This is a genomic window from Dendronalium phyllosphericum CENA369 (genome assembly GCF_016056275.1).
GTDB classification, from domain to species: domain Bacteria; phylum Cyanobacteriota; class Cyanobacteriia; order Cyanobacteriales; family Nostocaceae; genus Dendronalium; species Dendronalium phyllosphericum.
In genome coordinates, this window is record NZ_JAECZA010000280.1 from 35,409 (window position 1) to 61,601 (window position 26,193).

16 protein-coding genes and 1 pseudogene are annotated in these 26,193 nt (G+C 44.0%); 3 read left to right on the forward strand and 14 right to left on the reverse strand.

All coding sequences use genetic code 11. The features are described 5' to 3' along the window. Window positions 1-94: 94 nt before the first annotated feature. Both I8752_RS31005 and I8752_RS31010 read right to left on the reverse strand, forming a co-directional pair. Window positions 95-5,965, reverse strand: coding sequence for a CARDB domain-containing protein (locus I8752_RS31005; protein WP_214436015.1), 5,871 nt, complete (start codon window positions 5,963-5,965; stop codon window positions 95-97). An 822-nt stretch (window positions 5,966-6,787) separates the two neighbouring features. Then, window positions 6,788-7,405: an isochorismatase family protein gene (locus I8752_RS31010; RefSeq protein WP_214436016.1), complete on the reverse strand. Its 618-nt coding sequence runs from the start codon at window positions 7,403-7,405 to the stop codon at window positions 6,788-6,790. A gap of 222 nt (window positions 7,406-7,627) precedes the next feature. Here I8752_RS31010 and I8752_RS31015 point away from each other — a divergent pair, with 222 nt between their 5' ends. Further along, window positions 7,628-7,990, forward strand: coding sequence for a winged helix-turn-helix transcriptional regulator (locus I8752_RS31015; protein ID WP_214436017.1), 363 nt, complete (start codon window positions 7,628-7,630; stop codon window positions 7,988-7,990). A gap of 321 nt (window positions 7,991-8,311) precedes the next feature. Here the strand turns inward: I8752_RS31015 and I8752_RS31020 are convergent, their stop codons facing one another. The 11 genes from I8752_RS31020 to nrdJ all read right to left on the reverse strand — a co-directional run bounded on the left by I8752_RS31020 (window position 8,312) and on the right by nrdJ (window position 22,353). Continuing rightward, a complete protein-coding gene (locus I8752_RS31020; RefSeq protein WP_214436018.1) occupies window positions 8,312-9,109 on the reverse strand; it encodes a COP23 domain-containing protein in 798 nt (265 codons plus the stop codon). A gap of 159 nt (window positions 9,110-9,268) precedes the next feature. Next, on the reverse strand, window positions 9,269-10,936 hold the full coding sequence (locus tag I8752_RS31025; RefSeq protein ID WP_214436019.1) for a M48 family metalloprotease: 1,668 nt from the start codon (window positions 10,934-10,936) through the stop codon (window positions 9,269-9,271). A 389-nt stretch (window positions 10,937-11,325) separates the two neighbouring features. Further along, a complete protein-coding gene (opcA, locus tag I8752_RS31030) occupies window positions 11,326-12,699 on the reverse strand; it encodes a glucose-6-phosphate dehydrogenase assembly protein OpcA (protein WP_214436020.1) in 1,374 nt (457 codons plus the stop codon). A 142-nt stretch (window positions 12,700-12,841) separates the two neighbouring features. Next, window positions 12,842-14,371 (reverse strand): glucose-6-phosphate dehydrogenase, encoded by a 1,530-nt coding sequence (gene zwf / locus I8752_RS31035; protein ID WP_214436021.1) that lies wholly within the window; start codon window positions 14,369-14,371, stop codon window positions 12,842-12,844. Between the two features lie 124 nt (window positions 14,372-14,495). Beyond that, the gene (gene tal, locus I8752_RS31040) at window positions 14,496-15,641 is read right to left on the reverse strand and encodes a transaldolase (RefSeq protein WP_214436022.1); all 1,146 of its coding nucleotides are present in this window, start codon (window positions 15,639-15,641) and stop codon (window positions 14,496-14,498) included. A gap of 138 nt (window positions 15,642-15,779) precedes the next feature. Further along, window positions 15,780-15,947 carry a hypothetical protein gene (locus tag I8752_RS31045; RefSeq protein WP_214436023.1) on the reverse strand — a complete coding sequence of 56 codons (168 nt, stop codon included), beginning with the start codon at window positions 15,945-15,947 and terminating at the stop codon, window positions 15,780-15,782. After that, window positions 15,944-16,993 (reverse strand): class 1 fructose-bisphosphatase, encoded by a 1,050-nt coding sequence (fbp, locus tag I8752_RS31050; protein WP_214436024.1) that lies wholly within the window; start codon window positions 16,991-16,993, stop codon window positions 15,944-15,946. The genes I8752_RS31045 and fbp overlap by 4 nt, the downstream gene beginning before the upstream one ends. A gap of 414 nt (window positions 16,994-17,407) precedes the next feature. Then, the gene (locus tag I8752_RS38260; protein ID WP_263986673.1) at window positions 17,408-17,539 is read right to left on the reverse strand and encodes a hypothetical protein; all 132 of its coding nucleotides are present in this window, start codon (window positions 17,537-17,539) and stop codon (window positions 17,408-17,410) included. 282 nt (window positions 17,540-17,821) lie between these two features. Further along, complete coding sequence (locus I8752_RS31055) at window positions 17,822-18,109, reverse strand: RNA recognition motif domain-containing protein (protein WP_214436025.1); 288 nt, start codon at window positions 18,107-18,109, stop codon at window positions 17,822-17,824. Window positions 18,110-18,492: 383 nt separating this feature from the next. Beyond that, window positions 18,493-18,711 carry a hypothetical protein gene (locus I8752_RS31060; RefSeq protein WP_214436026.1) on the reverse strand — a complete coding sequence of 73 codons (219 nt, stop codon included), beginning with the start codon at window positions 18,709-18,711 and terminating at the stop codon, window positions 18,493-18,495. A 120-nt stretch (window positions 18,712-18,831) separates the two neighbouring features. Continuing rightward, window positions 18,832-22,353, reverse strand: coding sequence for a ribonucleoside-triphosphate reductase, adenosylcobalamin-dependent (gene nrdJ, locus I8752_RS31065; protein ID WP_214436027.1), 3,522 nt, complete (start codon window positions 22,351-22,353; stop codon window positions 18,832-18,834). A gap of 537 nt (window positions 22,354-22,890) precedes the next feature. On the opposite strand from nrdJ, the gene mutS reads away from it, so the two are divergent. Then, a complete protein-coding gene (gene mutS / locus I8752_RS31070) occupies window positions 22,891-25,536 on the forward strand; it encodes a DNA mismatch repair protein MutS (RefSeq protein WP_214436028.1) in 2,646 nt (881 codons plus the stop codon). 106 nt (window positions 25,537-25,642) lie between these two features. Here the strand turns inward: mutS and I8752_RS31075 are convergent, their stop codons facing one another. Further along, the gene (locus I8752_RS31075) at window positions 25,643-25,831 is read right to left on the reverse strand and encodes a PIN domain-containing protein (RefSeq protein ID WP_225896018.1); all 189 of its coding nucleotides are present in this window, start codon (window positions 25,829-25,831) and stop codon (window positions 25,643-25,645) included. A 123-nt stretch (window positions 25,832-25,954) separates the two neighbouring features. Here I8752_RS31075 and I8752_RS31080 point away from each other — a divergent pair. Next, window positions 25,955-26,193, forward strand: a pseudogene (locus I8752_RS31080) (IS701 family transposase); the annotation flags it as partial.

The window sequence follows — 26,193 nt, forward strand, 5'->3', positions numbered from 1 at the left end:
ATTCAAATGGACTCAACTTTTACTCTGTTTGCCTTTGTATCTCTGCATGAGGTTAGATCGCCTTTTGAAATAGAGGGCGATCGCTTGAATAGCTTTAAACAAAGACGAAACGATTATCTGTTACCAAATTGCGGTTTAATCCGCTTTCCACAACTGCAATTAACTCTAATTGCGTCCCATTCTTGGCGAAAATGCCCACAGCAGAACTGTTAAATCCAGACACTGGTGCTGACCCCAAGAAGTAATTATTAGCAGATCCCTTAAGCTGAATCCGATCGCTTGCTTTGAAGCTAACAATATCGGCGTAGTCACTATTGCCGGAATTGGCATAGAAAACTGAATTGGTATCACCCAAAATGTAAGTATCTGCACTTTGAGCGCCGTTGAGTTGGTCAATTTCGTTTGTGCCGCCTCCCCAACCAATCAGGTGGTCACTGCCACCACCCCCAAAAAGGATGTCATTGCCAAGTCCACCTAAAAGTATGTCATTGCCAGCTCCACCATTGAGGCTGTCATTGCCAGCTCCACCATTGAGGCTGTCATTGCCAGCTCCACCATCGAGGCTATCATTGCCAGCTCCACCATCGAGGCTATCATTGCCAGCTCCACCATCGAGGCTGTCATTGCCTGCCCCACCATCAAGGATGTCATTGCCATTTCCACCGATAAGTGTATCAATGCCATCGTTCCCTGAGAGGGAGTCGTTACCGCCCTTGGCATCAATGTAATCGTTGCCTGCACCACCACTGAGTGTTTCATTGTTATCAGTGCCGATCAAGCGATCGTTCCCACCTAAGGCATTGAATGTGTTCACGCCAACAAGTTGGTTGAGAAAGACAATGTCATTGCCAGATGTCGCCTTGTTATTGGCTACAGTCAGGTCAAAGCTATCGCTAACATTGCCACCTTTACCATCAGCACCGGTGACTGTGACTGCAAAAATGCCAGTTGTGGAAACAGTGCCGGATATTACACCTGTGTTTGCAACGATACTAGAACCAGTAGGCAAGCCTGTAGCACTGTAAGTAAGGGTATCAGCTTGGTCGATGTCAGTGAATTTATTACTGACATTGAAAGAGAAGGATTTGTTAGTAGAAACGATTTGGTCGTCAAGCGGTTGCACTGTGGGAGCATCATTCACACCAGTGACGGTGACGTTAACAGTCGCAGTAGATTGTAAACCTTGACTGTCGGCGATCGCATAAGTAAAACTATCGGTGGTTGTCTGTCCTTGGGATAGAGAGTTAAAACTTGAGGCTGTGTAAGTTAAGTTTTGGGTGTTTTGGTTAAAGGAGACTGTGCCTTTCGTAGCTGTGGTATTAACTGCAATGATGTTCTTAGTGTCTCCACCATCTGGGTCAATATCATTACTCAACAAGGTGGCATAGAGATTAGATGTAGTTGCATCTTCAGCGATATTGACTGTATCAGCTACGGCTGTGGGTGCTTCGTTGCGATCGCTAACTTGGATGGTTAACGCTTTTTCTACGAAAAGTCCACCATTATCGGTGCTGCGTACCCGAATGCTATAGGAGGATTTGGTTTCATAATCCGGGGAAGCTTTGATTTCTAAGCTATTGTTATCAATTGCAAAGGTGGCGTTATCTGTATCGCCTGTTCCAGAAACTAAGCTGTAAGTGAATGTGTTTCCGGTGTCGGGGTCAGTGGTGCTAAATGTACCTACTACTGTGTTAGCTGGAACATTTTCATTGACACTGGTGGCATTTAATGTTATAGCTGTGGGAGCATTGTTCGCAGGTAAATTAAACCGAGCTAGGCTAGGGTCGTGGTCGCTATCTTGATCGGCAAATTCTGAGTTGATGTGAACTACATCATAGCCATCCAACTTGTTGAGCAAACTGTTGCTGACTAAAACATGGTCTAGAGTTTGAGCGTTACCTTCAAAGTTGTAAGTGTAGCGCTCGTTTTGAGGCAGGGTTTCAATTAAGGAAGTCAATCCAGCACTTTCTAAGGTGCTGACGGGGTTGGAAAATTCAAAGTCATTCAAGTCCCCCACCACCGCTACATTAGCCTTGGGGTCGATCGCTAAAATACTTTGAACAAAGTTTTTCACCACTGTAGCTTGTTGTTGGCGCTGGGTTTCGCTACTGAGGGTTGGCGGTTGATTCGGCCCGTAGAGAGGTTGGTCGCCTCCTTTGGAATTAAAGTGGTTGCCAACTATATATACAGTCTGACCGTTAAAAGTAAATTCACCAACTAACGGTTTGCGACTGCTAGTGAAGGCGGAGTTAGTGGGGTCAAGACGACCGGGGCTTGCAGAAAGTGTAGGCACACCATTAACATCGCTGACTGTGGTGTTAGTTAGAGTACCGCCACCAGGGATGTCTACAAACTGAACTCGGTCGGGATTAAATAAGAAACCTTGGCGAATATTACCACCAGGTTCGCCACCATCTTGGTTGTTCTGTGGGTCAATTTCCCGATATTGGTATGTAGGACCGCCAGCAGTGGCGATCGCATTAATTAATGTTTGGAAGGTTGTGCTAGCATCAACTATGCCGTTATTCGTTGGCCCGTTATTATCTTGAATTTCTTCTAAAGCAACGATATCTGGGGATTTGAGATTATTAACAATGCGACTGGCAAGGTTGTTAAACTTAGTTGCACCATCACCAGGGTCGAGGTTTTCGACGTTGAAGGTGGCAACTGTCAGTTGGTTGGTGGTAGGAGTTAAATTAGTGACTTCCTTAGTTAAGGTGTTGGAAGTCACAGTCACCGAGGAAGGCAGAACTTCGTAATTGCTGAAGCTGTAATCGACTACGCCTGTAATCGTGCCGAAAGTCGCACCGACGTTAATTTGGGGGGAGCTACCAGAGGTAAACAAGGCATCATCAATTTGAATCCGCTCTGGATTAAAATCATTGGGACTAATTTCGACACCACCGCGTGCTGTCCGTCCGGTAGCATTTGCGCCGTTGTCCGCTAGTACCCAAATCTCCCCAAAAGAATTAGTTGGGCTAACTGCCACAGGATTATTTACCTGCACCAGCATTCCTTCTAAGCTTTCGTAAAAATCAATGCCATCTTGGGCGGGGTCAAAGGTAGTCGTTCCGGTTTCGATGTTACCAGTGGTATCATTATCAATTACCGAAGTCGGAATAGTTCTGCCGCCATTACCCAGAATTGTGGCAGTTGGCAAAGCATTGCCACTGGATAGCTTGGTAATTGTGGGGCTAGTAATTTCCGTAGTCGTCAGGTTGTTAGCGCCACTAGCACCACCAGGGCGGAACTCCGTTACAGTACCGCCAACTAGTACAGAGTCACCCGCTTGTACAGTCGGGGCTGACGAGGTAAAAACGAAAACAGCTTCGGATGTGCGATCGTCGCTGTCTGGCTTGGGATCTTGCAGATAAAAGCCATTGGATCTTACGACTGTAACAATACCTGCCACATCAGCAACTTTTTGCCCGTTTAACGGTGAGATGTGAGATGCACCTTGGATGTCGTGAATGCGAGGAGTGAGAACTACATCACCAAGGGTAATGCTATCGGTGCGGAACTTTTTGAAGTTGTTCTGTGATAAATCTTTGGTTGCTGTGCCGTCGTTGTAGAGAACGGTGTTGCCATCATCGCTAACGAATTGAATTTGGGAAGTATTTGTCAGATTATCGGGTATGCTAATAATTCCTTCAGGATTGAAGCTGCTAGGGAATGTAGCCGCTCGTAATTGTGGTTTGCTGCTAGGATTACCGTCCCAAGTGTAGAGGCGAAAATCGTTAGGGGCTGTACCTGCGTCTCCTGCGGGACCGGCAATAATAACGTACTGGTTATTCGCATTCTTGCGAATTTCTCGAATCCCACGCCCGCCTAAATCCAATTCTATAGGAGCGCCGAACTGAGCGGAGCCTTGCGTACCGCCACCACTTGTTGATATCAAGCTTGTAAAGTTGGTTACAGGAACGATAAGGGCGTTGGCGCGTCCAGAGGGGGGAACTTGAGGTGCGCGAAAAGCAACATAGGCTGTGGTGTTGTCGGGAGCGATTTCCAAGCCCTCGATATTGTAGCCGTCCGCTTGCTTTGACCCTACACCAGTGGCAGCACTCGCAGCCAAACCGTAGTAATTTGCACCCTTACCGTGACCGTTGGTGACATCCCAGTTGATGATATCTTCCTTTAAGAAGTCGTAGCGACCTCCATAGCTGAGTGTAGTGGATGCTGCCGTACCAGTAATATCGGTTGCAAAAACGCGATCGCGGTTAGGGCGATTTTTCCCATCATCGCTATTGCTTTGCGAACCCAACCAAAAAATGCGATCGCCTACCTTTGTAGAAGCTTCGAGATCCACTTCTCGTAACACGCCAGAACCATCAGCCTGCGTCAGTCCTAAAAAGCTTGTAAAGTCAAAGCCAGCTACAGGAAGTCCCGATTTTGTGTAATCGTAAAGCCGCAAAACTTGATTTTCGTCGTCTGCTTCTAAAAAGAACGTACCCCCAACCGGAATGGCTGTAGAAGCATCGCTCGTACCCGTTAAAAATTGAGTTGTCGCAGTGCCGTTATTTGCTGATGCGGCATAGGCGATCGCATAATTAGCAGTACTACTACCATCGCTGACGGTGACTGTAATATTGGCAGTACCAACACCTACAGGATTGATTTTCAGATTGCGGCTGTCTCCAGTGCCAGTTAGCGTTAAGTTCCCGTTAGGAACCACTGCTGTATTGCTGCTAGTCACTGTGACAGTTAAATTTTCTACTGGGGTGTCGGGATCGGCAATAGTAAAGTTCAAGCCTAGAGTCTTGGCCGGGTCGTTGGCGTTGCCAATTACACCGCTAACCGCTCCTGTTCCTGTGGTAGACAAAGCACCATTAGCATCTAACAGGTCTGTTGTAGTGGCTGTGTCTAACTGAATAGTCGGCGCTTGTCCTACTACTACATTATTAACTGTGGTAGTAATTGCAGCAGCAGTATTATTATTTTCATTGCTCTCAACAACAGTGTTATTGGGGTCTACAATTGCTGTTCCGCTGGTGAGAGTCCCTGTAGAATTAGGGGTGACATTGACAGTCAAGGTAGCATTACTGCCAGCATTGATACTGCCACCAGAAAAGGTGACGACACCACCAGATTGGCTAGCCGTAAAGCCGTTGGCAACGGTTGTACCGTTAAAGGTAACACCATTAGGCAAAGTGTATTGTACTGTGATGCCGCTGGCATTGGCAGTACCGCTGTTACTGACGGTGAGAGTGTAAGTCAGAGGGTTGCCAACAGTTACCGGATCGGGCGAGTCAGTTTGACTAATGGTGAGGTCTGGTTGGGAAGTACCACCAGAAACGCTAATGCTACCAGTCGGTAAAATCGTGTCACTGCTAAACGTCCAGTTTGCTGCATTGTTAATTGCCGCTAGCCACTCAGCTTTTGTACCACTACTAAGTGTGTTAAGGTTGAATACTGCGTAGGTAGCAGGATTACTAGCAGTATTGCCAGGACTTGTATTAGTTATAACAGCGGTGTTAGCAGCCTGAGATAATCCTGGGATAACGTTACCACTACCAGAATCTGTGGCGTTTTCAAATGCCCCTGTATAATCAATCTGATAGACGGCTGTGAAACCAGAATTGAGCGGGTTTGAGGTATTAGTAGATTGAAACGCAGCAATTTGGTCACCACTTTGGCTTAAAGAAAGGTCGTTATAGCTACCAGCAGTGGTGGTTCCAATTTGTCCTGATTTCGTCCAGGTATAGTTAGCAGATGTGTCAATGCTACGAATAACTGTACCTGCTGAAATATCATTATTAGCTGTGAATCTAATCAGGTTTTCATTACCATCACCATCAGTTGTGGATGAACCTCTAAAACCCGAACCAGTCCAGCCATTATCAGTGAAGTAAATCACTGTACCTGAACCTATGGGCGCTAGATTCACAAAAGAGAAGGAGTCAGGATTGCCGTTATTTATGTAACCAATAATCGCTATATCGCCAGGAGTAAGATTGGTAGGAGCCATAATAATGTGTTGCTTAGAAATTTTGTGTAGTAGATTGAATTTGCTGTCTCTTGCTGTAGAGACATAATTATTGACAGCGGGATATCTGATAAAAAGTCGCTTTTAGGAAGCTACGTAGCTTTCTAAATGTGGGAACTAGAGTAAATGTCAATTCTGTTAGCACCGCAGAATTCTCTACATTGCTAGATTGGTATTGATTCACGAATGATTGCGAACTGCAAAGATGCATTTCACAAGGGCAATGGCTACGCCAACACCTTAAGTAAATGCAATAGCAGCATGACAAGTCCTGGCAGTACCAGAAAATAGCTACATACTTGAATTGGCATTAATTTTGCTTTCAGTGCCCCAAACTATCCCGTTGAGATTAAGAAATAGCTAGCTAAAGGTTAAGATAATAAATAATTGATTGCAAATCGAGTGAATTAAGATTTATTCGTTCGTAGGTATATAGAATGCGATCGCATCGCAAATCGAGGTATAATCACCAGATTCATCCGCAAATATTTGCGAGATAACACATTAAGTGAATAAGCAAGCAGAAAGTTAGTTAAAGTTGAAAAATATATTTATTGCTAGCTCAAAATCATGATATTATCTAGCTTCTAAATTTCGGTTAATCTTAATTGATCGAGTTGAATATCTACCATTAATCTCTAGATAACCTTCTGATAAATCGCAACTCCATACGGTCAGCTTTACCAGTATTGAGATGTGAATATTTATTAAACTTTTGGATATAATTTGCCGGGACTCATGTTAAAGGGAAAAGGGAAAATACCAAACCTTTCCCCCTTTTCCCGACTTCTGCAAGAGGTCTAATTAATATGGGGTACTAGTGCCAGAAATGAACTCAGGGGGCAATATCTCACTAAACAATAATTGCTGTAACTCAACGCCTTCAGGACGGCTCCAATCTTTAACTAACTCAGCAATCAAAGTGATTGTGGCAGTTAGCACAACCCCAGCATCATGCATCCGCTGCCGTGCTAAATCTTCCGACAGATGGAATGGTGAACCAGAAGCATCCATAACTGCTTGAACACTGTAGCCCTCACGCACTGCACTAATCGCCGGATAAACTAAGCAAACGTCCGTGGTAATACCAGCCATAATTAAATTAGGGCGATTTGTATCTTTAACTGCTTTGACAAAGTTCTCATCGTCCCAAGCATTTACAATGCCCGCACGTTTGACTCTTTTCTCGTATGCTTCAGGTAAGCTTTGTGCTAGAGCAGTCATTAACAAACCTTGAAATCGCTCCTCTTGGCTACTTGTTAAAACCACAGGTATCTTAAGCACCTTTGCCACTTTTGCAAGTGCAAGAGTATTCTTCTCCACCTCACTTAAAGGCAAATTTTTAATCAGCTTCATAGTACCAACTTGATGATCGATCAGAAGTATGGCGGAGTTTTCTCGAGTGAAGTCAGAAAATTTCATTGTTTCTGTGTGACTGTATTGTTGTTATAAATACGAACAGTTAATCTGATAACTGACAGGCTTTCTAAAATAGAACCAGCTGTCACAGTTTTATCTGAATACATACGTTAGCTAGTCTGCTACATTGATCGTTGAAATGTATTCGAGACCTTTAAACTTCATTTTTAAACGAACATCAAACCTTACACAAGTACGTACATAAATGTACGTAGTATCCTAGACATGGCTCAATCACCTAAAATCCTCAATGCTCATCCTTATTTACGGCAGACACTTGAACTAGTCAGTGATAAATGGGTTACAGCAATCATCTACGTTTTATCCCAAGGTACGAAACGCTATGGTGAGTTGCATAGAGAAATTGGAGAGGTTTCACAACGAATGCTAACCCGTACTCTGCGTGATTTAGAAAGGGATGGTCTTGTGAGGCGCGAAGTCTATTCTACTAATCCTCCGACTGTAGAGTATTCCTTAACATCCTTGGGAGAAACATTAGTTGAGCCACTTCGCCTACTGTGTCAGTGGTCAATAGAGCATTTTCAGGAAGTAGAAACTGCTAGAAAAAGTAAAGACAATCATCGTTAAAATACTCTGCAAGCAGAATCGGAGCGCAAATTCGGTGAAACTTGATTGGTGAATCTTTGGGCGATCGCTTCCACTGCAACCTGCAAGGGTTTAAGCATTAATATACTCAAAAGGTTTACAATAACTGGATTTCCAGAATTAAAGAATTCATATTGGTAGAATATATCCTTAAATTAAGTAGGGCGAGCAAATAGCCCACCCTAGCATAAATCTGTATTTCACTATTTCGGTCACTGGAGAAGTGCTTTAATTATTGTATTTTCCGCTCTCCTCACAACCTTTGTTCTCAAGAACGTTTTAAGTTAAACAATCAACCATCAATTAGCGGAAATTCCCTGGATTTAAGCGAGTAGGAACTTGAGAAGGTTGAGACTGGCTACGAACTGCTACGCCATTTCGTAGATTTCTCGCTGTACCGCCATCTTTAGGATCGAGGAAAGGTTTGAGATTGATGCCACCTCTATATGAAGTAACCCGATTATTACCACTGCCAAGAAGTGTACGGCCTAAGTTGTATAAATCGTTTACTCCACCCCCACGGTTGGCGTAGGTATCAACAGCTGTAGTTTGCTGTCCGCTGTCGGCTGTAGTCAAGTTTTGAAAAACGCTATTGCGTACAAAATACGCATCTTTTCCACGCGGTACTGTTAGTACAATCCGACAAGAAGGATCGGCCTCAGTAGTCACGCAGACAATGTTCTCATTATTTAACGTACCTGTCTGGAGTTCTTGTAAACCATCTGCTCGATAGGATTCTAAGCGGGTAGCAATTGTTTGACAACGCCTTAGTGGATTCCACCCATCACCCAAAGCCGCAGGAGTTGCCCAAGGAAAGTATCGACCTGGTTGACTTTGTGGTTGATACATCACAGTGTACTGACCATTGTAAGACTGACAGACAAACCGAGTGCCACTAACAACCGTGGGTGAAGTAGATGTACCTGTTGATGTATCTATTGGTATTGATGTGCCTGTTGATGTTGATGAACCTGATGGTACTGTTGGTACAACAACATCACCGTTAGGGTCATCATATTGAGCAAATGCCGCAGAATTGCCTAAAAACAAAGATAAACCCAGACTACTTAAAAAAACGATATTAAGCGGTTGTTTGGACATAAATCTTCTCCAGTGGAAATATTGTGATGAATTTAGAGCTTCCAAAAAAAAATATCCCATCGTAATTGTTAATTGCTGACTGTCAAGAACTTTAAGGGGGATAATTTATTTGTTGGAGTTCTCTTATATCCTAAGTGACGAATAATTTTGTTTTTTGATTCATCGAGAATCCTGCTTTTTTCGTTTTCGTTCTTTTTTCTCTTTTAGCAGTTGTTTCACCTTAGCTTTAATCTCTACATGTCGTCCTACCCCTTCATAAGCGTAGCGATTGTATTGATTGCGTGAAATCAATTCTTCTAAATAACTCACTCGTTCTCTACCGCCTGGGTGAGAAGATAACCAAGTGGGAGGAGTATTTTTTTGTTGTTTTTCTAGTGTCACCATCAAGTTAAGTAAACCGTCAGCCGCGTAGCCAGTGGCAACAATCAAACGCGTGCCAAGAGTATCAGCTTGACGTTCCATCTCGCGGCTGTAACTCAGTGCAAAAAGTTGACCGACAGTACCGCCAAAAGGAAGATATTGGGTGACGTTAGAGACAAGATTGCCTTCGGTAATTAATTGAAAGCCATGAGATAAAACTACGTGGGATAATTCGTGACCGATTAATCCGGCTAATTCTGCTTCTGAGTTGGTTTTAGCGATCGCACCTGCATTAATAAAGACTTTCCCCCCAGGCAAAGCAAAAGCATTCAGGTCTTCTTGAGAGATAACAAAAAATTCATATTTAAATTCATTGCGTCCTGCGACTTTGGCTACTTTCTGTCCGATTTCATTGACGTATGCCAAAACAGTTTCGTCTTTAATTAAAGGCAACTGTTTTTTTGCTTGCTTTGCTACCGACTCACCGATAGATTCTTCACCTCGTAGTAGCATAATCGTGGAGTCAAGAGCCGAAAACGGGCCGAGCAGACTGCCAGTGACAGCGTAACCTAAAGTACCCGTGATAATATTGGCGATCGCATTGCCTCTAATTTCTCTTCTGATATGAGATTTGTAGCGTTTGAGATTTTCTTGGGCTAAATTCGTAAATTCAGGTGCTTGTGGATCTTTCGGGTTGAGAATGGCAAATTGACGCGCCGCCAAAGATGCTTCCATCCATTTTTTTTCGTTGGCAAGAGCTGTAATTCTCGCTTTGGTCAATTCTGGTTGGTCGGGATAGAGTGAAGATGCTCGTTCTAATACATCTAAAGCTTCTTTGGGGCGATCGTATTGTTTGAGGATTTCAGCGTAGCGAATATTACCAGGAATAAATTCTGGATACTGCTCAACTAATAGTTTCAGTGGTACTAAAGTTCTAGTTTGCAACTTACTGGCTATGCCTGCCTCTGCTTCTCGCCAGTAAACTTTAGCTGCTGGGGATAATTGTGCTGGGTCAAGTATCGCTGGTTTGCGTTCTGGAGGTGGAATTATTTTGGTAAACGGTCGTTTGATTTCACGATATAGTTTTTCTGCTTCTGGTATTTGTCCTGCTAGATACAACCTATCCGCTTCAATGAATTTTAGCTGACGGGCAATTTCTTCTGGCGTGGGTGCGGGTTCCTCTGCGGATGGCTTGTTGCGATCGCTACTTTCTGGGGTGGGTGTGGGTTGTGTCTCTGGAGGCTTTGGCTGTGTTGCTTCTGGGGTTGCTGGACGTTGCGGCGTATCCTCTAGCTGTTGGTTAGGCGTTTCTTTTTTAGGTGTAGTTGTAGTTTCAGTAGTACTAGAAGGAGCAGGTGCTTGTGCTGGAACGGGCGCTGGTTGCGTCAAGATAATTAAAATCGTCGTACCAATTGACAGCAATACCCAATTCAAAGCTAGCAGCAGAGACTTCCTAGTTCGTTTCATGCTGAGTACCTATGCAAAAGGCTCTTCTTTCTAAATGTATGAGCGATCGGCCTCATCCGCCTAGTACTTAAGCAATCCCAGATTACAGCGTCATCATAATTCGTAATTCGTAATTAAGAAATTCAGATATGGTTTGGGGTTTCGGGGTTTAAATGTGTTGCCGGATTTTAGAGAATTGGTATAAATACGCCAATAAGAGAGAAAAATATAGCCGTATTCACACCCTTTCGGATAATTGTGATTGCTCAAAGGCTTAGAGAAACTGGGTTTTTACTCAGCACTCAGCACTTTGCCAAACCTCCAAATTAAAATAAACAAAAAGATTCCCGACTTCTCGAAAAAGCCGGGAATCTGAGTCTTGTGCTTTTTACAAATCAAATAGGATCGATCTAATTCATTCCTAATTTTAATATTTGCGCTATGACTGCTAGACTCTCTTCAAAAAGTGACTCGCGGCCCCAACGTTGCACCTGCTGACTCAGCAATGCTTCCGCCTTCTGTTCGGAAAGCGAACTTACTTGTTGAAACAGACCTGCGGCTTGTGCTCCACCATGAGTTTCCATCCGCATACAACCGCCAGTTTCCGAACAGATTACCGTACCACAATCTGCCTGCGGATTTGTGGAACTTAAACGCAAGGCAGTTAAGTCGCCCATAACTTCACCCACATCAGCTACGGGAACTCCTGCTAACTCGGCTTCTACTTGCCGCTGGTCTTGGGCAACGAAGTTAATACGAGTGATATCATAATCTCCGCTATCTTTTTGATAGGAAACTGGCAGCCATTCTAATCGACTCGCCAGCCAACCCAAAAACAGTAATGCTTGTGCGGGGTTGCCTTTTTCGTAATCAATAGTTACTCTATCAATTTCTTTAAGGGCAGCGCGACGGCGGGGTGGGTCATATGCTTCAGCTGTCAACTCTTGCCATGCTGACAGCCTACGCCAGTTCAGGTCAGCCAAAGGTACACTACTTTCTATTAACTCTTGGAGGCTGAGTAAATCAGTTTCTGGCTTGTTAAAGTTGCAAGAATCAACAATAACGTTATTGCAAATTGCTGCCAGTCGCTTGAATAGGGAGTTGTTGGGGTCTGGTGTTGCCTTCCACCAAAGAAACTTCGGTAGTCCACCAATCAACAATGCTGGAATCATCCCTCCTACTCGTTCTAAAGCAGCAGCAGTGCCACTGAGAGTTATGTATTCGCAGCAGATGAGTGTACTGGAAGATTGTTTTTGGATAGGGCAATAAGCAGAAACTTGAGCCTTCACCCCTTCATCTTCACCAGCTATGGGGCACAGGGCAATGATGCGGCAGGGGTTACGCAGGGCGATTTCATCGGCAATTCTAGGGCTTGCAACATTCAAGGAGTAGGAATTACCAGAACCGTTGTCTCCCGCAGCGCCGTTTCCTTGACGTTTGGCGAATTCTTCGCGCAATGCTGCAAGGGTTTCGGGCGTTGCCGTTCCTGTTTCCGGCAGTCCATATTTTTTTTGTGCTTGCCGCAACGCTACATTCATCTGAGGCCCTAAAATTCCATCAATTGGGCCGTTGTAAAATCCCAAAGCAGCTAATAGATATTGGGTTTCTTCTGGTTCGTAAACTACTAAAGTAAATGTCGTAGCTCTAGTAGCAGCAGGAAGCCCACCATCTTCGCCAGTAATGCCGTAACTTTGCCAAATTTGATTCAGTTCCCCTTCTATTTCTGTGAGCGAAATATCTTTGGGTGCCTGAAGGGAAAAAATTGTCGGAGCTTGGGGAGTCATAGTAGTTGTCAGTTGTCAGTTGTTAGTGGTCAGTTGTCAGTGGTAGAGACGCGATAAATCGCGTCTGTACAATAATCAATTGTCAGTTGTCAGTTGTTTATTTTTTACTAGCAACAACTGACCACTGACTAATGACTGTTTTCTAAAGTCTGCGCCAGCGCCGGCCATCCTGGTTAATCAAAAATTCTGCTTCTGTTGGTTCCCATGTACCAGCTTCATATTGGGGGATGGTGGTTGGGTCTGTGGGTGCGTCCCAAACGGAAAGGGCTGGAGTTACTATCTGCCAAGCTGCTTCTACTTCGTCCGCCCGTGTGAATAATGTTTGATCGCCCATCATACAATCAAGGAATAGGCGATCGTAGGCATCGGAAGTTGCTTCGATCCCAAAAGAACCGTAACTAAAGTCCATGTCTACAGAGCGGGTGCGGAATTCTGCTCCTGGCATTTTGACATCAAAACGCAGAGAAATTCCTTCATTCGGCTGAATCCGCATAGCCAAAACGTTGGCATTTCTTTGTTGAGCGGCGGATTGAAACATGTGAGAAGGAACGTCGCGGAAGTGAATGGAAATTTCGCTGACTTTTTTCGGCATCCGCTTGCCTGTACGCAAATAGAAAGGAACGCCCTGCCAACGCCAATTGTCAACGACAAACTTCATGGCTACATAGGTAGGTGTTGTGGAATTGGGGTTAACTCCTGGTTCTTCTCGATATCCTGGTGCGGATTGTCCTTTCATCCAGCCTGCGCTATACTGACCGCGCACGGCTGAACGCGATAAATTGTGAACGTCGGCTAAACGGGTAGCTTGGAGTGCTTTGACTTTTTCCGTGCGGATGCTGTCAGCATCCATTGAGTTTGGAGCCTCCATCGCTGTCAGGCAGTAAAGTTGCATGAGGTGGTTTTGCAACATATCCCGCAATGCACCAGCGCTTTCATAGTAACCAGCCCGATCTTCTACACCTACCGTTTCTGCCACGGTAATTTGCACGTGGTCAACAAATTGACGATTCCACAATGGCTCAAAAATCGCATTAGCAAAGCGAAACACCAGCAAATTCTGAACCGTTTCTTTACCTAAGTAGTGGTCAATGCGGTAGACTTGGTTTTCTTTGCAGAATTTTTGTACAACTTGGTTAAGGCTCTGGGCAGAGGCCAAGTCCCGACCAAAGGGTTTTTCAATTACCAAACGATGTTTGTAGGGATCTTCTAGCATCCCCGCACTTCCTAGCTGCCTAATTGCTTCCGGAAAGAATGACGGAGCAACTGAGAGGTAAAACATTCGGTTTCCTCTCGTGCCCCGTTTTTCGTCTAATTCACTTAATAAGCTTTTCAGTTTTTGGTAGCTATCAGGGTTGTCTATGTCCCCAGGGCAATAGAACAGACCTTGGGAGAAGTCTTGCCAGAGTTCCCCCAAATCAACATCAGCATGAGCCTCTTCCATGCCCTTCTGCATTTGTTCGCGGAAGTAGTCATGACTCCACTCTCGTCGCGCTACGCCGACAATGGTAGTTTCTGGTGGGATGCGCCGTTCTCGCCGCAATTTATATAGTGCCGGTACTAGTTTGCGCCAGGTAAGGTCACCAGAAGCGCCAAATATGACTATAATCTGAGGTTCGGGCATCCCTTGCTGTTGTAGACCAACGCGCAAAGGATTTTCTAGCAGACTAACCATAGAAGTTTTGGATTTTAGATTGGGTACTGGAGATTGGGGATTGAAAAGTCAAAAGTAAAAATTAAAAAGGCAAAAGAATCTTTTCTTTTAACTTTTGACTTTTAACTTTTGACTTCCTAAGTCCCTATACTGGCGACAATAACTTGACTTTCTCTTCTAAAGAGTTCATCAAGGACTGGAAGGGCTGAACAAATTTGTCAATTCCTTCCACTAATAGTTCGTCCATTACAGCATCAATGTTTATGTTGATGTCGGGGTCTTTCAGGTTTTCAAGGAGGTGGTAAGCTTCTTTGACATCTGTTTCCACACGATTAGCGACATCGCAGTGGTCAGCACAAGCTTTGATGGTTGCGGGTGGTAGGGTGTTAACGGTATCGTGGCCTATCAACTCATCGACATACATCACATCGCTATAGTCGGGGTCTTTGGTGCTGGTGCTGGCCCAAAGCAAGCGTTGTACTTTTGCTCCTTTTGCTGCTAAGGCTTGCCAGCGAGCGCTCTCAATAATTTTTTTGTATTCTTGATAAGCTATCTTGGCATTAGCGATCGCTACTTTTCCTTTAACAGCTCTAAGCTTTGCTTCCTGGGATATATCATCAACGCTTTTTTTCAACTTAGCATCAATTTTGGCATCAATGTTGCTATCAATCCGGCTGAGGAAGAAGCTAGCTACTGAAGCAATTTTGCTGATGTCTTTACCTTCAGCTAAACGTTTTTCTAAGCCGCGAATATAAGCCCAAGCTGTGTTGATATAGCTTTGTACAGAAAATAGCAACGTAATATTAACATTAAGACCGTCGGCTATGACTTGTTCTACTGCTGGCAAACCAGATTCTGTGCCTGGAATTTTAATCATCAAATTTTCCCGCTCAATTTCTTGGAAATAGCGATGGGCTTCGTTGATTGTGGCTTGCGTATCGTGGGCGATGGTTGGTGGTACTTCGATACTCACATAACCATCTAGTCTATTCGAAGCCTCATATACAGGACGCAGGATATCACAGGCATAGCGGATATCTGCAAAAATCAGCGATTCGTAAATTTTGTAAGTTGGTAAACCCGCACGGATTCCGGCTTCTATGTCGGCATCATAAATTGCATTGCCTGCGATCGCTTTTTCAAAAATCGCCGGGTTGGAGGTAATCCCACTGATTCCTTGATTTTCTACTAGGTCTTTGAGTTCGCCTGATTGAATAATGTTACGGCTCAAATTATCCATCCAAATACTTTGACCGTATTGTTTAATTTCTAATAGATGATTGGTTGCCATAGCTATGTTATTTCACTCCTATTAAAGATGTTTCCAAGTGAAGTTGGCAAAATCTATCAACATTTGATGGTGACTTTTGAATTTTGACGTTGCCAATCACTGATCGCATCGGCCGCCTGAGATAATCTCTAATATTTACTAAGCGCTATTCTGCATCTCCAATCCTAAGAAGTGCTGAGTGCTGAGTGCTGAGTGCTGAGTGAAGACGCGATTAATCGCGTCTGTACAAGAATTGGTGATTTTATCTTCCTCATCTCCCTCATCCCCGCGTCCCCGCGTCCCCGCGTCCTCTTCCTCCCTCCTCAATGACCATTTTGAATAAAAGACTCTACCTTTGCCACATCCTCTTTGCTACCAATAATTAGAGGCGTGCGTTGATGCAGTTTTTTCGGCACTACGTCTAAGATATCTACCAATCCTGTGGTAGCGCGACCGCCTGCTTGTTCGAGCAAAAAGGCTAAGGGAGCAGTTTCATAAAGCAAGCGCAATTTACCTTCTGGTTTTTGAATTGTGCCTGGATAAAGAAAAACACCACCTTGAACCAAAATTCTATGGATATCGCTTACCATTGCGCCACTATAACGGGCAGTGTAGCCTTCTGTACGATGAACGTAGCGGATGTATTCTCGGTATGATTCTTCCCACTGCCAAAAATTACCTTCGTTAACGCTATAAACAGGGCCGTGATTGGGAATTTTGATGTTTTCTTCTGTAAGGATAAACTCTCCTAAACTGGGATCGAGAGTAAACGAATGAACTCCTTTACCTATAGTATAGACCAGCATAGTACTGGGACCATACAGTATGTATCCAGCAGCAATTTGCTTGCGTCCGTTGGTGAGTAGATCGGTTGCTTGACCATCACTATCGGTTCCTTCTTGTTGGCGAATGGCAAAGATGGAACCTAAACTGAGGTTGGTATCGGTATTGGATGAACCATCGATTGGGTCATACAGCAGGGTATAGCGACCAATGGGGCAATTTTCGGGTATGTAGTAAGGTTTATCCATCTCTTCTGAAGCTAGGCGACAAACTAAGCCGCTTTGCTTAAAAACTGAGATAAATACATCATTGGCATAGACATCCATCTTTTTGACGGATTCTCCTTGCACATTGACTTCCCCAGTAAATCCGAGAACCCCTTCCATTAAACCTGCACGGCTGAGGCGGCGAGCTATTAATTTGCCAGCAAGGGCGATCCGATTCATCAGCGCACTTAAGTCTTGTGCATCTGGCGAAAAACTTTGAAGCTGCTGTAGAACGTGACGAGTAATGGTTGTACAATCACGATCTAAGCCTTTATCTGCCGCTTCGTTAATAGACAACTCTAAAGATTCTGGCGCTTGAGCCATTTTTGTGTTCTCCCTAGCGACTAGCCGTTAGTTGGGTTAGTAAAGTTGTGTGTCGCAACTCATGGTTGCTGCCTCTATCTTAGAAAGTTAAGTCTCTAACTTAGATGTGATTTTAGATAAACTAAAGAAATGCAGGTGTTAGGGAACTCCAAAAAATAAGTTTTTCCGCTTAAAGTTGTTGACTGTCAACACTCAACAAAAGCCAATTGCCTGCGGTGAATCAGTGCTGCAAAGAGAAGCGCCATACGGGGGTTCCCTCCGGAGCCACTGCGGTGAGACACTCCGTTGCGGGGGTTCCCCCATGAGCGATTGCCGAAAGGGTCTCCCGACTTGAGCGGACTGGCATCAAGTGGCGGGAGACGCTAAGAGCGAACGAGCGTCAGGGAGGTTCTCTCCGCCCTTGCAAACTGGCGTTCAACCGTCAACAAGAACAATAAAATATTTTTTTACTTGCAAGTCCCTTATATTGTCGATTTCCAGTTTGGAAACGTGCAACAGTTTACCATTGAGTGCGATCGCATCGTTGCCAAAATGTAGAGTAGACATCTTCAATACAATATAAGGTTTTGAGTAAATATACTTGTATTGTTAATTAATCTCAATGCAGCTAATACGTATTAGTACCGCTATGCCTAATTCGTAATTCTAAGAATGCAAGCGTTTCAAGTATAGGATATGAAAGAAGGCGACTGAATAGACAAAAAACCGACTAGTTGCGAATAGTAGGCGATCGCAACTAATCAGCAGCCTGATATCAATTCGTAATTAAAAAAGTCGGATATCTTGCATAACTAGACGACTATCTGCTATACTAGAAATCCGCATTATTTAATAATCTTGTTTTTTTGTCCAATTACCTCGTTGGTCATTATCCTCTCGCGGTTTAGCTTTATTAACTCTGAGCTGACGACCCATCCATTCTGCCCCATCTAATTCAGTAATAGCGGCATCTTCTTGGGCATCTTCATTCATCTCGACAAAAGCAAAGCCACGCATACGCCCTGTTTCGCGGTCAGTAGGTAGTACAACTCTTTTGACTTCGCCGTAATCTGCAAATACGGCTTTTAAGTCGGCTTCGGTAGCGCGGTAGGAGAGGTTTCCAACGTAAATAGTCATGTGGGATCGTGTAATTTTCAACAAAGAGCGATTAGTTCAGCTAAGAAACAGATTAAAAAAAATTGCAAATCCTGCATAATCTGTCCTGATTTACAGATGGTGAATGTTGTGGGGCAGCAACCATAATGCTGGCATGAGCTTCAACTAAACTAACCATGTGGCTGAACTTACGCATACGCTCATATAATAACTGATTGTGCCATTTTTCAAAGTATGGGATTTTACAAACCCTGAGTAGCACAAAATCAGTCATTCTTATATATTTGATAATCTATCTTTATTCGTGTTAAAATTTATGGTTCATCACGAAACCATAAAAGGTAAAAGTCAAAAGGTTTTTTCTTTTGACTTTTTGATATCTAACTCATTTGGATAAGGAAAATTTATTCTATTGAAATTGGTTGAGGCCCGGTAGCTTTGCCATTATGCACCTCAGTGGTTGCAGTAGAAGAACCACTGGTATAAGCTTGTTGATTTAGCCAGCTTTTAACGGGATCGTCTGCAAGGTTGAGTCGAAGTACACCAGAGACAAACCCGCCTAAAAATGAGACTGGGTGCTGGGTAAATTGTTTAAATATTGGTGATAATTCAGTAATGAACATTAGCAATCTCCAACCGCTGGCGTGAAAAAATTATTACTTTTCAATCGATCGTAACTTGATTATTGGGGATTGGGGATTGAGCCATTAATTATTCTCTCCCCTGCTCCCCCTGCTCAGTTCCTATGAGATTGGTTGAGGATCTGGAAACATACATTTATCAGAGTCACAACCACTAGGGCCAGCCTCTGTTAACTCTCCAGAATCATAACGGCTGAGAACTGCACAGAAATCATCTGTTTTGCGTTGCGCTTTTACTTGTTGACTCAAACGCTCGTAAGTTGGTTTATCTATGGGTTCAAACGGCAAACGTGGGAATGATTGCAAATCGTCAAAACGGGCCAAAAGAGCTGCTGAGATATATCCTTCATCATTAGCGATCGCTTCGTAAATCCTTTGCCCAAGAGTCTCTACTTCATCAGACCGCAATTCTAAAGTAGCTGATGTATTGTGTGTCACATAGTGCCGTTGAACTTGCAAGACAAAATCGAGTTGGGCTAAGACGGAAAATTTAGAAACATCGATTTCATCTGCACCCGGTAAATCAGCCCAAGGTACGGAAACGGGGATTTCTACCAACCATTCGCTGACGCGGGGATCGAAGGGATCGTTTAACAAATTGCCCTGTTCGTCTTTGTCAGATTGGGAGGGGATAACGTTGTAACCGTAGTCAATACAAGCTAAAGCTACAGGGTCATTTTTACCGAAGGTGATGCGGCGAATAAATCTTTGGGCTTTGGGGGGATGCCAGCCGGAACTTGCACCAGTTAATAAAGCTTTAGTACCGCTAGGCTGAACTGTTGTACAGCGATTGGGTCGTTTGAGATGATGGCGATCGCAATAATCCCACACAACTCGATGTACAGTCTCTCTCCAGAAACTGAGATATCTTTCTTCTTCGCGCTTAAACGCTAATCCTTGGGTAGTAGCGGGTCTGCCTTCCGCCCACCAGCGCAGCCAATCAACACCAAAAGCATGAACAAAGAAATCAAATAAACCTGTGAAAGAAACTCCCACAATTGGGTCTAATTCTCGGCTTTCTTGATAGCGGGGTTCTAAGAATTTATGATTTAAAAGTGCTGCTACAGATAACGCCCCAGCGGTGAAAGCTTTCTCTTGTTCTTTATAGTTATGTGGGTCAATTTGATTGAGGTGGACTTCAGACAAATTACAGTGGAAGTTAGAGCCAGTGATTTCGCCGCAAGGATTCAGAGCATAGCGCGTCAAACGATGTTCTAATTCAGTAGCATCAAGGTTGGGATGGCGTTCTTGCAACCACTGCTTTGCTGTTCCCTGATTATAAGCTTGTAAAAAATCAACTTTCAGCGCTTGTGTTGGTAGCAAATCACAATTGCCTCTGGCTACAGCTTCACCAGCCCATTGAATTGCGCCTTCGCCGCTGTAATATTGTTTGCGGACAGCATTAATACATTCTTCTAATGTCGGCTTGTGGTGAAAAACTCTGGTATGATTGGCCATCCGCAGAGCATCGCGTTCTGGATCGATTCGCCAGTTGCCATCTGCATCTTGTTGCCATAAGTTGTCTTTGGCTGTTGCTGCTAGTTGGTCGTCAGCAATGAATTGACGCATCCCCGCACTGTTATGTGTCAAATAGCCATCACAGTAAAAACAATGAGCTTCTTCAACTTCAATGTCATAAGTTTTTATATGATCGTAGCTGCCTATTCCTTTAACAGTGACAGGAATATCTAGGGAGATATCAGCCTCAGCGATGTAGCGTTCGTAATTGGCATCAACGGTGCGGGAACCTTGGAATCCCATCTCGCGCATCTCGCTATAGGTATAAGCTTCCCGCATAATGGCACCGGGAAGGGTAAAACCGTACATCTTCAATCCTTGACGCAGTTTTCCTTTGACTGAATGAGGGGCAATCAGGGCATTGTAACGTTCTTTGAAAGCTGGAATCGTTAAGTTGTACTTAATTTGCCATCTTTTCTCTTGGGGACGAGTGGTGGTAAGTCTACCAGCAATACCCAAACTAGATAACACTCCGCCAACTTGCCTGACAAATGACCGATAAACTGAGGTAATTAGGTGAGGAGGTCGGTTATTAACTCCTCCGTCGCTGTCCATTAAGCCAGCTAGATAAGCTGCTCGGATGTCTATTGAACCCTGCAAAATAAAATTAGGAACTTCTAACGGAACATTTGGCTGTTTGATGTAGCGATGGAAGTACTCAGCTAGACGAATGGATGAACAAATAGACTTGGCAGTGTTTTCACCTTTGATGATGTTATGAGTAGCAGTTAAGCCAAACAAAGCTAAAGTAGTATCAAGTTTGGCTTGAATTCTCGCTGTCACTTCAACATCTAAGCCGTTCATTGCCCATTCAACACGACCATAGGGCTTATTGTATTTATTGCGACCAAGAGCTACATAGCCGTCACCGTGGGTAAACCCAATTAGCCAAGCAATTTCTGCTGTCAGTTCTGGAACCACAAATAACTTAGCTGTATGACTTTGAAAGGGTCGAGATTTAGTAAAATCTGGTGGCAGATGGGTAACTGTACCAGGTAGAACTTGAGTGTTATGCAGTAGGCGATCGCCTTCGGTTAGACTGGCAATGTATTTCCAGACCATACTACCTTTGGCATCTACCAACACAGCTTGTCTATGATTTAAAGTAGCTCTGGGGTAAGTACTGTTGGTTTCTATTTCATAAACGTCTTGAAACCCCTGAGCGAATTTATCAACTACTCGCCGGAATCCCAAAGGAGTTTGCACTAAGTCACCCACTTGTACATCACGAATAGGTACAAGACCTTTGATGGTATGAACTAAAGCATCTTCAGGGAGACAGCGACGGATGTTACCTGCAACAATTGTTACTGCTGCTTCATCAATCAATAGACAACATTCAACTGAATTTAATTGTCTTCCTAAAGCTTTATTCAGGATGGATGCACAACGCTGATAAAGTCCTGGCAATTTAACAGGATTAGCCATTCCTCCAAAGCCGTTGAGAGTTTCTCCTGCTTGACGAACATCACTGATATCAACTACTACTTTAACTTCTTCAGAAAATTTGTTGTCTGTGGAGAGTTCCAACAGGGTTTGATAAGATTTCACCCAACCTTCGCGGCTATCTCCAACGTGGATAGTGACGCTGTGACCTTCTATATGAGTTTCAGTATATTCACGACGTTGTTGCTTAGGAGTACTACCAATTTCACCTTGCACAGTTACATTTAGGTGATTGCGGATAGGAGGCAATTGGTTAATATATTTTGGTTCTATGATGGCTCCAGTACCGCAGCCCATCATTGCCAAATCCATCATTAATCCAAAGGCACTCCAGTCTTGGAGGTTGGTAGAGGTGCAATTATAAGCCCCGGAAAAGTTCTTTGGTTTAGCTATCCAGTCTGTGCCGCCAACCCATAACCAGCGCCCACTGGGCAAAGCTTTTAGGTTTCGTTGCATCTCCTCAAGTGTGGCTACTTCCTCTGGGCGTAGCTTCCCCAAGTCAATTAAACCTTGGATAGTGCGATCGCATACCTCATCCCATGTTTCCCTTAGCCCTGCTTTAGTACGGCGGCTATAAGTCCTAAAAAATACGGGATTGGCAGCTGGTGCAGTTTCCGGAAACTGTGTACTTTGGCGTTTTCTTTCAAGCTCTCGAACCATAAATTCAGTTGTTGCGTGCGGACAGATTATGACTATACGCTAAGTAGATTTAGGATTAAAGATTGCAAAATTTTCCACTTTGCGCTACTTCCACTAGGGTATTAACGACAACAAAATTTTATGATGTATAATGTCAATTCCTCTTTTATCCAGCTAAGTATAAGGTTGCAATTAAAACATCAGTTCATTCATGTTAGGGGCTATCTGACGACGATAGTTTCATAGAATGAATTACAAGATTTAATTCTAAGTTTACTTAAAGGTAGAGTGTGAAGGGCGATCGCGCTTCGCGTAACTTTTACAAAAAACAGGGTGTGGGGTGTAGTGACGAAGAAGTTTATTAATGTTCGCACTTATTTTTAATTTTCTTGATTTTTTCCTACACCCGACACCCTACCCCCTACACCCTGCCCTGACTAGGTTTCACGTTTACAAGCGTGCCATTCGGTAAAAAAACCTTGAGCGATCGCCCTTGGACTCGCACATCACGTTATCATCGGATATTGTGGCTTTTTTTGTGCGTAACTCCTAGCATCTATGACTGCTTCTTCCTCTGAAACTCCATCTAACAAGCCCGACGCAAGTACTTTTATTGCCGACCATCGACAGGTAGACCGCAGCAAGTTAAGTCAAATGTACTTGCACTATGTCGAGACGAAAGATAAATATCCAAACGCGATGTTGCTGTATCGGGTAGGAGATTTCTTTGAATGCTATTTCCAAGATGCTGTTACCTTAGCGCAAGAATTGGAATTAGTTCTGACTAGCAAACAAGCTGGAGAACAAGGACGGGTGGCGATGTCCGGTGTGCCACATCACTCTTGGGAACGCTACACAACACTGCTAGTTGAAAAAGGCTATGCAGTGGTAATTTGCGACCAAGTAGAAGATGCAGCAGAAGCCGCAGGTAGATTAGTGCGGCGTGAGGTGACGCGCGTCGTTACTCCTGGCACTTTGCTAGAAGAAGGAATGCTCAAATCTAGTCGCAATAATTACCTCGCAGCGGTGGTAATTGCGGCTAATCATTGGGGATTAGCTTATGCAGATATCTCCACAGGAGAATTCCTGACAACTCAAGGCAGCGATTTAGAACACCTGACACAAGAATTAATGCGCTTGCAGCCTTCGGAAGTGCTGGTTCCAACTAATGCCCCCGATTTGGGTAGTTTGCTGCGTCCGGGAGAAACTTCACCGCATTTACCGCAATGTTTGCCGCCATCATTTTGTTATAGCTTGCGATCGCAAGTTCCCTTTTCTCAAGCTGAGGCTAGACCAAAATTATTGCAGAAATTTAAAGTGCGATCGCTTGAAGGACTCGGTTGCGACCATCTTCCCCTCGCCGTCCGCGCCGCTGGTGGTCTATTGGAGTATTTAGAAGATACCCAAAAAGAAAACCCTATTTCCTTACAGAGATTACGCACCTATACAACTACTGATTATCTAATTGTCGATCACCAAACCCGCCGTAACCTAGAAATTACCCAAACCGTCCGAGATGGCACTTTTCACGGTTCCTTGCTTTGGGCATTAGATAGAACTAGTACAGCAATGGGCGGGCGGGCGTTGCGGCGGTGGTTGTTGCAACCGCTAATCGATATTAAAGGCATTGGTTCGCGGCAAGATACCATCCAAGAATTGGTGGAAAATACGTCTGTGCGTCAAGATTTGCGGCAGTTGTTACGACAAATTTATGACCTAGAACGATTGACAGGAAGGGCGGGTTCTGGGACTGCCAATGCTAGAGATTTAGTAGCGTTAGCAGATTCCCTCTCGCGCTTACCGGAATTATCCCGCTTAGTCGCGGATGCCCATTCTCCCTTTTTGAAAGCTTTGCAGAAAGTGCCGCCAATCTTGGAAGAATTGGCACAAAAATTACACGTCCATCTTGTCGAGTCGCCACCTATACATATTAAAGAAGGTAGTTTGATTCGTCCGGGAGTAAATCCGCAATTAGATGAAAGAAAGGCAACTGTAGAAGCAGATCAACAATGGATTGCCAATTTAGAAGTTGACGAAAGGGCGAGAACGGGAATTCCTACATTGAAGGTGGGATTTAATAAAACATTTGGCTACTACATTAGTATTTCTCGTGCCAAAGCCGACCAAGTACCCGCGAATTACATTCGCAAGCAAACCCTAACCAATGAAGAACGTTACATTACCCCAGATTTGAAAGAACGGGAAGCGCGAATTCTCACGGCGCGCGATGATTTAAATCAGTTGGAATATGAAATTTTTACAGCGTTGCGGGAAGAAGTCGCCCAACAAGCGGAGGTAATTCGCAACCTTTCCCGTGCAGTAGCGGCGGCAGATGTATTGTGTGGTTTAGCTGAGTTGGCTGTGCAACAAGGATACTGTCGTCCAGAAATGTTACCAGGGCGAGAAATCGCAATTGTGGAAGGTCGTCATCCGGTGGTGGAACAGTCTTTACCTTCGGGTTTCTTTGTACCGAATTCAACGCAATTGGGAGAAGAGGAAGACGCGGAGAGTGGGAGACACAGGGACGCGGAGAGTGAAATTTTCACCGCGTCCCCCCGTCCCCGTATCCCCGCGTCCTCTTCTACTAGCCCCGATTTAGTCATCCTCACCGGGCCAAATGCCAGCGGTAAGAGTTGTTATTTGCGTCAAGTGGGGTTGATTCAGTTAATGGCGCAAATTGGCAGTTTTATCCCAGCTAAATTTGCCAGATTAGGGATATGCGATCGCATTTTCACGCGTGTAGGTGCGGTAGATGATTTAGCAACCGGTCAATCGACATTCATGGTAGAGATGAATGAAACGGCAAATATTCTCAACCATGCAACTTCTCGGTCGTTGGTGTTGTTAGATGAAATTGGTCGAGGAACCGCAACCTTTGATGGTCTTTCCATAGCTTGGGCGGTGGCGGAGTATTTAGCAACAGAAATTCGGGCACGGACAATTTTTGCTACTCATTACCACGAATTAAACGAACTAGCTGGGATGTTGCCGAATGTGGCTAATTATCAAGTAACGGTGAAAGAGTTACCCGACCAAATTATCTTTTTGCATCAAGTGCAACCGGGAGGCGCTGATAAATCTTACGGCATTGAAGCGGGAAGGTTAGCGGGTTTACCAGCAGTAGTCATTCAACGGGCAAAGCAAGTCATGGGGCAAATTGAGAAACACAGTAAGATTGCGATCGGTTTAAAGAATTTGGAGTGAGAACAAATAGTTTTGGTGCTGCGATCGCCCAATCCAGAAATATCATAATTGGTAATGCGATCGCCTAACCGAATATTTTGAGGCTAGCTTTTTTAGTAAGTTTTAATTAAGGTAGTTTGACTTCACAGGTAGTTAGTCCCTTAGCTTTTTTCACCAATTTATCATCAAAAGTGTAAAAATCTGTATGATTTTGACTTTGGGCTAAATGAAATGCATCAGCGAAATCTAAGCCCGATTCATGCCATTGCAGCGCTTGAAACACCAGATTAGCATTACTCAGATGAATATTTGGCAAACCAAAAAGCTTCCTTAGAGCTGTACATATTTCAACAGGTTTAAACTTACCCCTCTTCTGTCACTTTCCGGATAGAATGAATAGAATAAAGGAAAAATAGAACTCTACAAGGTAAGTAGAGCAATGGATGTAGAATTACAAATCCTGAAACATCTGCCAAGGGATGCCCAGCCAACAGTTGCGCTCGTAGATGCATATTGTGCAGAGTACAAAGACCTGTTTAAAGAAGTAAGAAATTATGAATGCTTCAAATATTTACATTTAGGGATAATTTCACCAATAAAAAGAAAATCATTACCAGAAATAGCGAAAGTAGTAAGTATAAACTCGGCACAGTCATTACATCATTTTATAGCCTATTC

Bases quoted from the DNA above. Each gene is read 5' to 3' on its own strand.
- I8752_RS31005 (WP_214436015.1), bottom strand. From the start codon at position 5,965: ATGGCTCCTACCAATCTTACTCCTGGCGATATAGCGATTATTGGTTAC.
- I8752_RS31010 (WP_214436016.1), bottom strand. From the start codon at position 7,405: ATGAAATTTTCTGACTTCACTCGAGAAAACTCCGCCATACTTCTGATC.
- I8752_RS31015 (WP_214436017.1), top strand. From the start codon at position 7,628: ATGGCTCAATCACCTAAAATCCTCAATGCTCATCCTTATTTACGGCAG.
- I8752_RS31020 (WP_214436018.1), bottom strand. From the start codon at position 9,109: ATGTCCAAACAACCGCTTAATATCGTTTTTTTAAGTAGTCTGGGTTTA.
- I8752_RS31025 (WP_214436019.1), bottom strand. From the start codon at position 10,936: ATGAAACGAACTAGGAAGTCTCTGCTGCTAGCTTTGAATTGGGTATTG.
- opcA (WP_214436020.1), bottom strand. From the start codon at position 12,699: ATGACTCCCCAAGCTCCGACAATTTTTTCCCTTCAGGCACCCAAAGAT.
- zwf (WP_214436021.1), bottom strand. From the start codon at position 14,371: ATGGTTAGTCTGCTAGAAAATCCTTTGCGCGTTGGTCTACAACAGCAA.
- tal (WP_214436022.1), bottom strand. From the start codon at position 15,641: ATGGCAACCAATCATCTATTAGAAATTAAACAATACGGTCAAAGTATT.
- fbp (WP_214436024.1), bottom strand. From the start codon at position 16,993: ATGGCTCAAGCGCCAGAATCTTTAGAGTTGTCTATTAACGAAGCGGCA.
- I8752_RS38260 (WP_263986673.1), bottom strand. From the start codon at position 17,539: ATGTCTACTCTACATTTTGGCAACGATGCGATCGCACTCAATGGTAAA.
- I8752_RS31055 (WP_214436025.1), bottom strand. From the start codon at position 18,109: ATGACTATTTACGTTGGAAACCTCTCCTACCGCGCTACCGAAGCCGAC.
- I8752_RS31060 (WP_214436026.1), bottom strand. From the start codon at position 18,711: ATGTTCATTACTGAATTATCACCAATATTTAAACAATTTACCCAGCAC.
- nrdJ (WP_214436027.1), bottom strand. From the start codon at position 22,353: ATGGTTCGAGAGCTTGAAAGAAAACGCCAAAGTACACAGTTTCCGGAA.
- mutS (WP_214436028.1), top strand. From the start codon at position 22,891: ATGACTGCTTCTTCCTCTGAAACTCCATCTAACAAGCCCGACGCAAGT.